Origin of the sequence: Marinobacter sp. tcs-11 (assembly GCF_002049515.1) — a bacterium.
Lineage (GTDB): Bacteria > Pseudomonadota > Gammaproteobacteria > Pseudomonadales > Oleiphilaceae > Marinobacter > Marinobacter nauticus.
Window position 1 is genome coordinate 40676 of the sequence record NZ_LLYU01000014.1, and the last position, 11546, is coordinate 52221.

An 11546-nucleotide genomic window follows, 5' to 3' on the forward strand; every position below is an offset into this window, starting at 1 on the left:
CACAGACCGGAATGCTGCCCTCAGCGGCGTTCTGAGGCAAGCGGTTTTTGTCCGTGTTTCTGCGGCCTCACAGTCTCTGGTGCAAACCTGTACAATGCCGGCTTTCTTTTCGCCGGCTCTCGTCGGCCTCTACTTCGACAGGTTTGTTTCTTGATCTCCACCGCCAATCTCACCATGCAGTTCGGGGCCAGGCCCCTGTTTGAAAATGTGTCGGCCAAATTTGGCAACGGCAACCGTTACGGCCTGATCGGGGCGAATGGTTGTGGTAAATCCACCCTGATGAAAATTCTGGGTGGTGATCTGGAGCCATCGGCGGGCCAGGTCATGCTGGAACCGAATACCCGACTGGGCAAGCTCCGTCAGGACCAGTTTGCCTATGAACAGTGCTCAGTGATGGACACTGTGATTATGGGCCACGAAGAACTCTGGAATGTGAAAAAAGAGCGGGACCGCATTTATTCGCTGCCGGAGATGAGTGAGGAAGACGGTATGGCCGTGGCAGACCTGGAAGTGCAGTTTGCCGAAATGGATGGCTACACCGCGGAATCCCGAGCCGGTGAGTTGCTGCTGGGCCTGGATATCCCGCTGGAGCAGCATAACGGCCCCATGAGTGCTCTGGCGCCGGGCTGGAAACTGCGTGTGCTGCTGGCACAGGCGCTGTTTTCTGACCCGGACGTACTGCTGCTGGACGAGCCCACCAACCACCTGGACATCAACACCATCCGCTGGCTGGAAAACATCCTGGTGGCCCGTAACAGCACCATGATCATCATCTCTCACGACCGCCACTTTCTGAACAGTGTGTGTACCCACATGGCGGACCTGGATTACGGTGAGCTGCGCCTGTTCCCGGGCAACTACGACGAATACATGACCGCCGCCACCCAGGCACGAGAGCGCATGCTGGCGGACAACGCCAAGAAAAAAGCCCAGATTGCGGAATTGCAGCAGTTCGTCAGCCGCTTCTCCGCCAACGCCTCCAAGGCCAAACAGGCCACCTCTCGCGCCCGTCAGATCGACAAGATCCAGCTGGAAGAGGTGAAGCCCTCAAGCCGCGTGAGTCCCTTTATCCGCTTCGAGCAGGGCAAGAAGCTGCATCGTCAGGCCGTGACTCTGAAAGGTCTGACCAAGGGCTTCGACGAAGGCCCCTTGTTCAAAAACCTGGATCTGCAGATTGAGGCGGGAGAACGCGTGGCTGTTATTGGCCCGAACGGGATTGGTAAAACCACACTCCTGCAATGCCTGGCTGGCGCTTATGAGCCGGATGCCGGCGAGGTGAAGTGGACCGACAGTGCCGAGGTTGGATATTTCGCCCAGGACCACACCGCGGATTTTGCCCGCGACGAGACCCTCACCGACTGGATGGCGCAATGGACCACCGGCGGCGAACAATTAGTGCGCGGCACGCTGGGGCGAATGCTGTTTTCCGGTGATGATATTGGCAAGTCTGTAAAGGTAATCTCGGGGGGTGAGCAGGGCCGCATGCTGTTCGGCAAACTGATCCTTCAGAAACCGAATGTGATGCTGATGGACGAGCCCACCAACCACCTGGATATGGAGTCTATCGAGGCTTTGAACCTGGCGTTGGAGAACTATCCGGGAACGCTGATTTTCGTAAGCCATGACCGTGAGTTTGTCTCTTCGCTGGCGACGCGGATTATTGAGCTCACAGCTGATGGGGTGACTGACTTCAGTGGCTCCTATGACGATTATCTTCGGAGCCAGGGCTACCTATGAATGAATCACAGGTTGTAAGCGCCACCCGGCAATGGGTTGAAGAAGTGGTGGTTGGTTACAACCTCTGCCCCTTCGCCAAGCGCGAGTTGGTCAAGAACCGCGTGCGTTTTGTCGTTAGCAAGGCAGAGAACGAGGATGAGCTGCTACAGGCGTTGCAGTCAGAGTTGCAGCGCCTGGAAGACGAGCCGGACGTCGAAACCACGTTGTTGATCCATCCTGGTGTGTTGCAGGATTTTCTCGCCTACAACGAATTTCTCGATGCCGCGGATGCCATGCTGAGCTATCTGGAGCTGGAAGGGGTCTTTCAGGTTGCCAGTTTCCATCCGGACTATCAGTTCGCCGGCACCGATGCCGGGGCCGCGGAAAACTACACCAATCGCTCGCCGTACCCCATGCTGCACCTGTTGCGGGAAGCAAGCCTGGAAGCGGCTATTGATCACTATCCGGAGGTAGATGGTATTCCTGACCGGAATATTGCGTTGATGAATGAGCTCGGTGTGGAGAAGATGCGTACTATTCTGAAACGGTGCACCGACGCCGAAACCTGACATTCCGAGCCACTGAGTTGTAACGGAAATGACTGAGCATCGAACCCGCCCATTCAGTTCCAGCCAACGACTGGAATAAGCCGATCGCCACCCTGAATCTGGGGCGGACCCGGGCTGAGGATCTAGTGGATCTGAAACTGAACGCGAGGATCGGGGAGACCCTGAAGGCCTCCCTCGATCAGTTGTGAGCGTTATTTACATCAGGTTGTAGATGAACACCACGCCCACCGCAATCGGGGTGATGAAGCGCACGGTGACAAACCACAGGTTGAATGTACCCGGTGACAGGGCCAGCTCCTTCTCCATGGCCGGTTTCGACATCACCCAGCCCGCCATCAACGCGACCAGTAGCCCGCCCAGCGGCAGCAGGATGTTGGCGGTGAAGAAGTCCAGCAGGTCGAAGATGGTTTTGCCTTCCAGCATCGGGATGAAGCCCAGTGGTGCGAAATCCGCCCACAGGTTCAGCGACAGAATAGAGGCAATACCCAGAGCCCAGCACACCACACCGGCAGCCAGCGTACTGACGGTGCGGTTCATGCCCTTTTGTTCTTCCAGCCATTCAACGATCGGTTCCAGCAGGGAAATGCCAGAGGTCCAGGCGGCGAAAATCAGAAGTACAAAGAACAGGGTGCCGAACAGTGAGCCCATGGGCATCTGACCGAAGGCCAGGGGCAGGGTCTGGAAAATCAGGCCAGGGCCAGCACCGGGCTCGAGGCCGTTGGCAAAGACAATCGGGAAAATGGCGAGGCCGGCCAGCAGGGCGACACCGGTATCAATCACCGAGACGGTAATGGAGGTTTTGGCGATGGAAATCTTCTTGGGCAGGTAGGAACCATAGGCCATCATCACCGCCATACCCAGGCTCAGAGTAAAGAATGCGTGTCCCAGTGCCACCAGTACGCCGGAGGTGGTGAGCTTGGAGAAGTCCGGCTGGAACAGGAAGGCTGCCGCCTGGCCAAAGTGGCCGGTGGTCATGGCGTAGCCGACCACAATCAGTAGCAGTACAAACAGTGCCGGCATCAGAATGCTGACGGCCCGTTCCAGGCCGGATCGCACACCTTTTGCAACCACCAGCATCACCAGGGCCATGAACACGGTGTGCCACAGCAACAGGGTGCCGGGATTGCTCAGCAGACCCGAGAAAATAGCACCCACGGCGTCTGCGGTCTGGCCGGAGAGCTGGCCGCTGGCGGTGGTGCCAACGTAGGAAATGGCCCAGCCACCAATTACCGAGTAAAACGACAGAATCAGGAAGCCTGCAAGAATGCCCACGGCGCCAACCAGTTTCCAGGCCGGGTTCAGTCCGTCCCGCTGGGCAATGGCCTTGATGCTGTTAACCGGGCTGTGGCCACCACGACGGCCGATCATCACCTCGGCCATCATGATGGGAATACCGATGATGGCGATACACAGCAGGTACACCAACACAAAAGCGCCACCGCCGTTTTCGCCGGTTACGTAGGGGAATTTCCAGATGTTTCCGAGGCCCACAGCGGAACCGGTGGCCGCGAGGATGAACGCGAGCCGTGATGACCAGAGCCCGCGCTGGGCATTGGAGCCCTCAAGGCTGCCGGAATAGGCAGCAGAACCGGATGATGAGACAGACATGGTTTTCTCCCGAAGGTCTTGTTGTTGTTACTGGGGTTAAAAATGGAGCCGCAGAGACTGCGGCTCCCAAGGGGAAGCACCGGTGTCAGGTTATCCGGTGCGAGACAGCCGCTGGGGCGCCAGCCCAGCACCCGCGGCATGCTTGGTGAACCGCTCTTCAGCCAGTTCATTGGCGATTTCACCGGTAGGGAGCCCGGTGCGGTCAGAACGGTTAAAAATTTCGGTCAGGGTATCGCCGATGGTTTCCACATGGGCGCGCACTTTTTCCGGGGATGCGCCTGTGCGTTCGTAGAACACATCAATGATGCCGCCGGCGTTAATCGCAAAGTCTGGAGCGTACAGAATGCCCCGCTGTTTCAGTGCCGCGTCGTGTTCCGGGCGATCCAGCAGATTATTGGCCGCGCCTGCGACGATACCGGCGCGAATGGCAGGAATACTGCGGTCGTTCAGGACGGCGCCCATGGCGCAGGGTGCGATAACATCTACGGGCAGAGTCAGTATGTCTTCCGCCGAGGCGGCGTGTGCGCCGAGCTGGTCGACAGCCCGCTGCATGTTGTCGGCGTGAATATCGTTCACCCAGAGTTCAGCGCCAGCGTCTTTCAGGTGTTGGGCCAGACGGAACCCGACATTACCGATGCCCTGGATGGCTACTTTCAGGCCGGTAAGGTCGTCGCTGCCGAGCCGGTGTTTTACTGCTGCTCTGAGGCCAACAAAGGTGCCGTAAGCGGTGACAGGAGAGGGATCCCCGTTACTGGGGGTGCCGTCGAATCCGGTACGGTAGGCAACGCCGGCCACATGGCGGGTATGGCGCCCCATCACTTTCAGATCCGGCACGCTGGTGCCGGAGTCTTCGGCCGCAATGTAATGGCCTCCCAGGCTTTCCAGGTGCTTGCCCATAGCCTCCAGCAGGGCTTGTGTTTTGTGCTTGCGCGGATCGCCAATAATCACGGATTTGCCACCACCCAGGTCCAGATTGGCCAGGGCCGATTTGTAGGTCATGCCCCTGGACAGGCGAAGCACATCTCGCAGCGCTTCTTCATCACTGGCGTAAGGAAACATTCGGCAACCGCCTAAAGCGGGGCCGCGAGAGGTGTTGTGAATAGCGACGATGGCTTTGAGGCCGGTTTCGGCATCGCAGAAAAACGACAGGTGTTCGTGGTGATCGAACTCCGGATGGCTGAACAGCATATTGAAATCCTCTCCCGCACAGCCGGATCCCGGCGGCAGGTTCTGTCTTGTTTTTGTCGGTCTGGCTTGTGGCCAGGGTGTCGATTTCAGGTGTCCTCCCGAAGGATTGGTCGGGTTGCCCTTTTGGGGCTGGACGAAATTCAAGCTAATGCAAGTTTACGTGAACGTCAACCTTGGCGGCCGGCGGAATTGTGAACTTGTTTGATTTAATCATCTAACTGCCTGAGCACTGGTAAGAAAAAAACGCTTAATGGTGGTTTCTACCTATACGCGTTTTGCACTATCCGGCTTAGCTTCTTCAGATGTCTGTCGCCTCCTATCCTTATCAGTTTGATTCGCGGAAAGTCCGTTCCGAGTTCTTCCGCCTGCTCCCCATCTCATTCTTTGTGGTGGCGTTTGGTGCTGCCTTTGGTCTGGCCGCCATTCAGGAAGGGTTGACGCCGCTGCAGTCTATCCTGATGAGCACGACCGTGTTTGCCGGCGCTTCGCAGTTTGCGGCGGTGGATATCTGGGGGGCCGATGTTTCGGTTCTGCCTTTGATCGCCGTGGTTTTTGCCATCAATTCCAGGCACTTGCTGATGGGCGCCTCGCTTTACCCGATGCTGAGAGAAGTCTCGCCCGGACACCGCTACGCGCTTTTGTTGTTGCTCACAGATGCCAACTGGGCGGTCTCGGCCCAGGATTATCAGAATGGCAGGCGCAACCTCGAAGTGATTATCGGGGGTGGTCTGGTGCTGTGGCTGGCCTGGATTGTTGGTACAGCCCTGGGTGTCTACTTCGGCGGTTTGTTACAGAACCCCAAAGCCTTCGGGCTGGATATGGTGCTGGGTTGCTTCCTGCTGGCCATGGCACTGGGTGGCAATAAATCCCCGCGGGTGCTGGTCGCCTGGTGCGTTTCCGGCGCAGCCTCCCTTGCCGCCTGGAAATGGCTACCGCCCAATATGCACGTGGTGGTTGGCGCGATCGCTGGTGGTCTGGTCGGTTTGTTCTGGCTGGAACACAAAACCGAGGTGGCGGATAGCCAGCGGGAGGTGTCTGGTGACCATTGAAACTACCACCCTCGGTGTGCTGGCGCTGATCACTATCATGACCGTGGTGACACTGATTACCCGTTTTGGCGGCGTGTTCGTGATGTCGTTTGTGCGCATCAATCCGAGGGTAGAGAGTTTTATCAATACCATGGCCAGCTCGGTGCTGATCGCCATCATTGTACCCATGGCGGTGGGTGGCGATCTGGGTGCGCTGGCAGCACTGGTAGCCACGACGGTTTCCATGCTTGTGCTCCACAAGCCGCTTCCCGCTATCGCTATTGGCTTGCTGGCCGCTGCGACGGTTCGTTATTTGCTCTGATGTCGTCGGTGGGTGTGGTTGAAATCTGCTCAAGTTTTCGGTGATGGTGCCGTTAAGTGACCAAGTGTCACTGAGGTACCACTCCATGATTGCATCCAGCCAGATTTCGCTGTTTCAGGACAGCAGCCGCCAGGTCTCGGCGTTTGACAGTTCCCAACTGAGAATCCGCCAGTCTGCCGCCCCGGAGCCGCAGGGGCAGACCAATCGGGGCACCGAAGTGTCGCTGATCCGACAGGCGGCGTATCGCTACAGCAGCCAGGAGCAGATGGCCTTTTCCAGCACCAGTGAGGTGACCGGGGCCAACCGAGCGGCCACCTTCACCAGTTCAGAACTGGTCGAAAAGTCTTCAGAGCTGTTCCTGATGGGGCAGCAGGCGCTGATGGTCAGCCGAGCCGCCCTGGGGGGTGAAGCAGCCGCGGAATCGCCGAAGAGTCTGTCGGTTTCTGCCGGTCGCTATATGTTCTACTCCGAAAGCGAAACCCGCAGCTTCGCGTCGACTGGCAGTATTACCCTCGACAATGGTGAAACCATCGACTTTACCCTGTCGCTCAGGCAGTCCCAGTCGCGTAGCTATGAATATTCCGAGCTGATCCAGATTCAGGAGCGTCCCCTGACTGATCCGCTGGTGATCAACTTTGGTGCTTCTACCGCAAGACTGACCGACACCCTGTTTGAATTCGACATGACGGGCAACGGCGAGACTGCGCAGTTCGCCTCTCTGGGCGCGGGCAGCGGATATCTGGTTTTTGACCGCAATGGTAACGGTAAAGTGGACGATGGCAGCGAATTGTTCGGCCCGGAAAGTGGATCTGGCTTCAGCGAGCTGGCTGCGTTTGATGACGATGGTAATCGCTGGATAGATGCTAACGATGAGATTTTTCAGTCCCTGTCGGTGTGGGTACAGACGGCTGATGGCGGCCAGGATCTGCGCTCGCTGGCGGAGGTTGGTGTCCAGGCACTGTATGTCGACAGCGTGGACGACCGCTTCACTCTGACCAATCCTCAGGGCGTGCCCCTGGGGCAGATCAAGGCCTCTGGTATTTACCTGACCACTGACGGTGAAGTTCGGACTCTGGAAGAGCTGGACCTGGCGGAACAGAACACCGAGTCGGCCCCGGCGGTGGAAACCGTTCTTGGGGTTCGTAACGCTGAACCCGAGATGAGCGGCGCAGCTTCTGCACGAGAGGAAGCGATCCGCAATGCCATAGAAAAACTGAACGAAATTCGTGAGAAGCAGCAGGTGTTTATTGAGGCTTCAAAAGAGCAGGGCGAAGAAAAGTCCCCGCTGGATGGTTATCTGAAGATCATTGATAAATTGCGGCTGGAGTTGCTGAACAGCCAGGATGAGAAGAAGCAGGCAGCCAGTCGGTATCTGGAATTCGCCAAGCTTTGAACTTGATGCCGAAGCTGAGCCAGCTCTGGGTTGGGGGTGGCCTCCCAAAAACCGCTACAAGCACCCGCAATCGGGTCCAGCCAGCAATCACAGATTGCTGTCGTTCGGCTGCGTATGAAGCTTCGATTCATAAACACTTGCCTTACCCATGTGCGCTTCTCTCCGGCCATCCATGGCCTCCCACATTTTTGGGAGGCCACCCCCAACCCAGAGCCCCTAGCGCGCGGTTTCTTCGGGCATCGGGTTGGTGTCAAGCAAGGCCAGCTCGCCGAGTCCCGGTAATTTGATACCCAGCGCCATGGGATTGATACCCAGCGACAACCCCAGAATATTCACTTCCAGACCCTCTCGAACCCCGGCCAAGACACCGAAATATCCACCCAGGGATAGCTGATAGCCCGCGCCACCCGGGCTTGGGGCGATCAGCCGGTCACCCAGGTAGTCCTTGCCAATGGCGTGGCTGGGCAGGGCTACGTCGAAATCCGGCGTTTCCCGTATCACCCACGCTACGAAGGTGTTGCTGTTTGGCCCCGGCCAGGCTTCGTATTGGGTGGGGTAGGGATAATTTTCCACTGCCTGGTAGATCTGCGGAATCAAGGCCGCGGCTTTCTCTCCCCGAATATCTGCATACAGTTCCGGCCTGGCGCCGTACCAGTGTCTGTCCGGGTCGCCGGGGCGGGAATTGACCACGTAGGTGCGCCAGCCGGTGACCTCGTGCACCTGATAATAATCAGCGCCCTGTTCTTTGGTCGCAATCCAGGTATGTACCGCAAAGTAGCCTCGCCAGCTCCAGGCGCGTGCGCCATAGACCTGAATAATGGCTTCCTCCACCTGTTCGGGTCGAGGCGCTATACCGGCGCTTTCCCGGCTGGCGGTACGCCAGCTCTCCGCAACCTCAAGGCTGCTGCTGGCGGCCAACAGAAGGGGGCCGCCCAGAAGCAACAGCAGGGCGCCGAGCAGGCCCGCGGCGTATTTGAGAAGTCGTTTCATTTACAGGTCCGGTTCGAGTACTTCCAGCATGCTACAGGCGAGATGATACGCCTTTTAACGGTCAATGGATGAAGCAGGTTAAAGAATGGTAGTTTGCCCAAGCTCACGCTGGCTTCTAGGCTCAAGGTGTAAATATTCTTGAGTCAGGAGGCTGTCATGTCTGATCACCATGTCTACAAAAAAGTGGAAATCGTAGGCTCATCAAAGACGAGCATTGAAGATGCCATTCAGAACGCGCTGGATGAGTGCGGGAAAAGTATTCGCAATATGGAGTGGTTCGAGGTAACGGAAACCCGTGGCCACATTGTCGACGGAAAGGTCGGTCATTATCAGGTGGGCCTGAAAATCGGTTTCCGGATTGCCGATAGCTAAGCAAACTTAGCCGCTTCTTATGGCGCGGTGCCGGATGGTGGTCACCAGGTGATTCAAAAGCTCCCGAGCCTCGCCCTCATGCAGGCTGTGAAACTTGTCGTGCAGGACTCTCCGGTCGTGATCGGAAGCGCCGTGCCGGACTTCCTTCACCAGGTCCAGGTACTGGCAGGCGGCGAGGTGGGCCTTGATTTCCACGTCAATGAGCCGGGTGAGCAGTTCATCCACCGTTTCGTGACAGAAGGGGCGGTGCTGGTTCAGGTGATTTCGGGCGTCCAGCGCAGCGTTTCTGGCCTCCAGACGTAAGTCGTTGGCGGATTCACCGGTTTCGACAGTTCGCAGAAACTGCCCCAGGCGTTCGTGCAGAAGCCAGATGGCCGGCCAGGTCTTCTGGTAGGCTTCCATTTCCGTTTGGTAACGGGCTTGGTCCAGTGAGGAATGGCTGGTCGACGGGCTATGATCTGAGCGGTTGAACTGGCTGACCCGGATGTCATCCATTTCACGCCAGAGGGTGTCCGACCTTTCCCTCAATGCGCTGAGCTGGCTCTGGTTTTTGTTCCGTAACCGGGATGCCAGTATCAGGCTGAGAAGCGCCAGCACAAAGGCACCCAATGCCACCATCAGGGGTGGATCAAATGAGGTGAGTATGCTTCCTGGCAGACCGGTATCCATTGCCGTTCACCTGATTAAAGTCCGTCCTGGTCAATCAGTATACAGACTATTGCGGTGTTTGTTGTTTAAACGGCAGTAAGGTTTCCGCCTCTGCAAAATACCCTTGTACCTGCTCTGCTTCTTCCCGGATGAAGTCGGCAATGGCGTCCCGGAATCCGGGGTGCTGTATACCGTGCCAGGAATGGGTGATCACCGGTTCAAACCCCCGAACCAGTTTATGTTCGCCCTGGGCGCCGGCATCAAAATGTGTCAGCCCAAGCGCCAGCGCCAGCTCGATTCCCTGATAGTAACAGGTCTCGAAATGCAGGTGATTGTACTCGTCCAGACAGCCCCAGTATCGGCCGTAAAGTGTGATTTGCCCCGACAGAAACAGGGCCCCGGCGATCATTTCGCCCTGTTTGATCGCCATGATTACGTGCATATGCTCGGATAGCTGCCCTCTCAGTAACGTGAAAAACTGTTTGTTCAGGTATGGTCTCTGGCCCCGCTTCAGATAGGTGGCCTGGTAGAACACATAGAAGGCGGCAAGAACCTGGTCTGAAATATCCTTGCCATGGAAGCGGGCAAAGGTGATGCCCTGTTCCGCCACTTGCCGGCGTTCCTTGCGAATGGATTTACGCTTGCGGGAATTCAATGCCGCCAGAAAATCGTCGAAGCTGTGGTAGTTGTGGTTGTGCCAGTGGAATTGGCAGCCGATGCGATGCAGTTCATCGTCATGCGCCAGCAGTTGCTGGTCTTCGGCGTTGGGAAACAGCAGGTGCCAGGAGTGTGCCCCCAGGTGGTGTGTCAGGGTATCCAGCAAGTCGTGCAGGCGTTCGGGGGTCAGCTGTCGCCGGACCTCGGCGTCCAGCAGCAGCCGTGGTCCGGCAGACGGCGTGAACGGAATGGCGAGCAACAGCTTTGGATAATAGGGCAGGCCGTATCGCTGGTAGGCCTCGGCCCAGGACCAGTCGAACACATATTCACCCATGGAGTGGGTTTTCAGGTAGGCGGGTGCCAGGCCCACAATCCGGCCTTCGTGTTTGAATACCAGGTGGCTGGGGGTCCAGCCCGTTTCGGTGCGGGTGCAGCCGCTCTCTTCCAGTGCCTGAAAGAATTCGTATCGAAGAAACGGGTTGGAGACCCCCGCCAGTCGTTGCCAGTCCGATTTCGGGATGTCGGCAATACTGGCTCGGGTCTCCAGAGTGAGCTCGCGTGGCGCGTTTTCTGACATGGTTGGTTTCAGGTCGTTGACGAATACCTTCTACCATACGCCAGAACCCGCCATTTGATCACTCCTTGTCTTGCTTCCCACTGTTGCTACAGCGTTGCTGCATTTTTTCCTGCCACTGATTCATGCGTTTTTCCTGTTTGATCTGTCTTTCCTGGTGGATCTCCGCCCAGATCTGGCGCTGCTCCTCATTCAGTTTCAGGCGATCGGCCATTTCTGCCCGGTACGTTTCCCTCTCGGCCTGGCGCTCTTCACGGTTAAAGGGGCCTTTGCCTTCACGGAAGTTCTCGCACAGTTCCTGTTTGTCCCACTTGCCGTTCTGGTGGTGTTTGCCGTGCCGTTCCGCGAGAACAGCCGTGCTGGCGGCCATCAGACTTGCCATCAGTACACCGGCGGTTAACAGGGTGGTTTTTGCTTTCATGGGTCTTTCCTCGTCGTTGTTCACAATGGATGATGACCATGCTACGTCGGTGCAACGTCA

Annotated in this window: 12 protein-coding genes and 1 pseudogene; 7 read left to right on the forward strand and 6 right to left on the reverse strand. The window is 57.3% G+C overall.

What is annotated here, in order from left to right; genetic code table 11:
* Positions 1–150: 150 nt before the first annotated feature.
* The 3 genes and pseudogenes from ARC85_RS14385 to ARC85_RS19660 all read left to right on the forward strand — a co-directional run.
* Complete coding sequence (locus tag ARC85_RS14385) at positions 151–1737, forward strand: ABC-F family ATPase (RefSeq protein WP_121207215.1); 1587 nt, start codon at positions 151–153, stop codon at positions 1735–1737.
* The gene (locus ARC85_RS14390) at positions 1734–2285 is read left to right on the forward strand and encodes a DUF1415 domain-containing protein (protein ID WP_153740992.1); all 552 of its coding nucleotides are present in this window, start codon (positions 1734–1736) and stop codon (positions 2283–2285) included. The genes ARC85_RS14385 and ARC85_RS14390 overlap by 4 nt, the downstream gene beginning before the upstream one ends.
* 62 nt (positions 2286–2347) lie before the next feature.
* Positions 2348–2473: pseudogene (locus ARC85_RS19660) on the forward strand (NAD-dependent protein deacetylase); the annotation flags it as partial.
* A gap of 7 nt (positions 2474–2480) precedes the next feature.
* Here ARC85_RS19660 and ARC85_RS14395 read toward each other — a convergent pair.
* A complete protein-coding gene (locus ARC85_RS14395) occupies positions 2481–3893 on the reverse strand; it encodes a sodium-dependent transporter (RefSeq protein WP_023011167.1) in 1413 nt (470 codons plus the stop codon).
* A gap of 90 nt (positions 3894–3983) precedes the next feature.
* A complete protein-coding gene (locus ARC85_RS14400; RefSeq protein ID WP_153740993.1) occupies positions 3984–5081 on the reverse strand; it encodes a Leu/Phe/Val dehydrogenase in 1098 nt (365 codons plus the stop codon).
* A 302-nt stretch (positions 5082–5383) separates the two neighbouring features.
* Between ARC85_RS14400 and ARC85_RS14405 the strand changes: the two genes are divergently transcribed.
* The 3 genes from ARC85_RS14405 (at position 5384) to ARC85_RS14415 (ending at position 7824) form a co-directional block, all read left to right on the forward strand.
* On the forward strand, positions 5384–6130 hold the full coding sequence (locus ARC85_RS14405) for an AzlC family ABC transporter permease (RefSeq protein ID WP_153740994.1): 747 nt from the start codon (positions 5384–5386) through the stop codon (positions 6128–6130).
* Positions 6120–6431 (forward strand): AzlD family protein, encoded by a 312-nt coding sequence (locus tag ARC85_RS14410; RefSeq protein WP_014422237.1) that lies wholly within the window; start codon positions 6120–6122, stop codon positions 6429–6431. The genes ARC85_RS14405 and ARC85_RS14410 overlap by 11 nt, the downstream gene beginning before the upstream one ends.
* 85 nt (positions 6432–6516) lie before the next feature.
* Positions 6517–7824, forward strand: a complete 1308-nt coding sequence (locus ARC85_RS14415) for an SPM autocatalytic domain-containing protein (RefSeq protein WP_199452383.1) — start codon at positions 6517–6519, stop codon at positions 7822–7824.
* Between the two features lie 216 nt (positions 7825–8040).
* On the opposite strand, the gene ARC85_RS14420 is transcribed toward ARC85_RS14415, so the two are convergent.
* Positions 8041–8814 carry a DUF3750 domain-containing protein gene (locus ARC85_RS14420; protein WP_113879963.1) on the reverse strand — a complete coding sequence of 258 codons (774 nt, stop codon included), beginning with the start codon at positions 8812–8814 and terminating at the stop codon, positions 8041–8043.
* 156 nt (positions 8815–8970) lie between these two features.
* Here ARC85_RS14420 and ARC85_RS14425 point away from each other — a divergent pair, with 156 nt between their 5' ends.
* A complete protein-coding gene (locus ARC85_RS14425) occupies positions 8971–9186 on the forward strand; it encodes a dodecin (RefSeq protein WP_014422233.1) in 216 nt (71 codons plus the stop codon).
* 6 nt (positions 9187–9192) lie between these two features.
* Here the strand turns inward: ARC85_RS14425 and ARC85_RS14430 are convergent, their stop codons facing one another.
* From ARC85_RS14430 to ARC85_RS14440, 3 genes are read right to left on the reverse strand one after another with little or no spacing between them, the layout of a single operon-like run.
* Entirely contained in the window at positions 9193–9855 is a 663-nt protein-coding gene (locus ARC85_RS14430; RefSeq protein ID WP_014422232.1) for a hypothetical protein, read from the reverse strand.
* 46 nt (positions 9856–9901) lie between these two features.
* Entirely contained in the window at positions 9902–11068 is a 1167-nt protein-coding gene (locus tag ARC85_RS14435) for a GNAT family N-acetyltransferase (protein ID WP_286715224.1), read from the reverse strand.
* Positions 11069–11126: 58 nt separating this feature from the next.
* The gene (locus ARC85_RS14440) at positions 11127–11486 is read right to left on the reverse strand and encodes a hypothetical protein (RefSeq protein WP_014422230.1); all 360 of its coding nucleotides are present in this window, start codon (positions 11484–11486) and stop codon (positions 11127–11129) included.
* Positions 11487–11546 lie beyond the last annotated feature (60 nt).

What these genes read in the sequence shown, in the direction of transcription:
- ARC85_RS14390 (WP_153740992.1), top strand. Translation starts at nt 1,734, where the DNA reads ATGAATGAATCACAGGTTGTAAGCGCCACCCGGCAATGGGTTGAAGAA.
- ARC85_RS14440 (WP_014422230.1), bottom strand. Translation starts at nt 11,486, where the DNA reads ATGAAAGCAAAAACCACCCTGTTAACCGCCGGTGTACTGATGGCAAGT.
- ARC85_RS14395 (WP_023011167.1), bottom strand. Translation starts at nt 3,893, where the DNA reads ATGTCTGTCTCATCATCCGGTTCTGCTGCCTATTCCGGCAGCCTTGAG.
- ARC85_RS14400 (WP_153740993.1), bottom strand. Translation starts at nt 5,081, where the DNA reads ATGCTGTTCAGCCATCCGGAGTTCGATCACCACGAACACCTGTCGTTT.
- ARC85_RS14435 (WP_286715224.1), bottom strand. Translation starts at nt 11,068, where the DNA reads ATGTCAGAAAACGCGCCACGCGAGCTCACTCTGGAGACCCGAGCCAGT.
- ARC85_RS14415 (WP_199452383.1), top strand. Translation starts at nt 6,517, where the DNA reads ATGATTGCATCCAGCCAGATTTCGCTGTTTCAGGACAGCAGCCGCCAG.
- ARC85_RS14425 (WP_014422233.1), top strand. Translation starts at nt 8,971, where the DNA reads ATGTCTGATCACCATGTCTACAAAAAAGTGGAAATCGTAGGCTCATCA.
- ARC85_RS14430 (WP_014422232.1), bottom strand. Translation starts at nt 9,855, where the DNA reads ATGGATACCGGTCTGCCAGGAAGCATACTCACCTCATTTGATCCACCC.
- ARC85_RS14405 (WP_153740994.1), top strand. Translation starts at nt 5,384, where the DNA reads ATGTCTGTCGCCTCCTATCCTTATCAGTTTGATTCGCGGAAAGTCCGT.
- ARC85_RS14420 (WP_113879963.1), bottom strand. Translation starts at nt 8,814, where the DNA reads ATGAAACGACTTCTCAAATACGCCGCGGGCCTGCTCGGCGCCCTGCTG.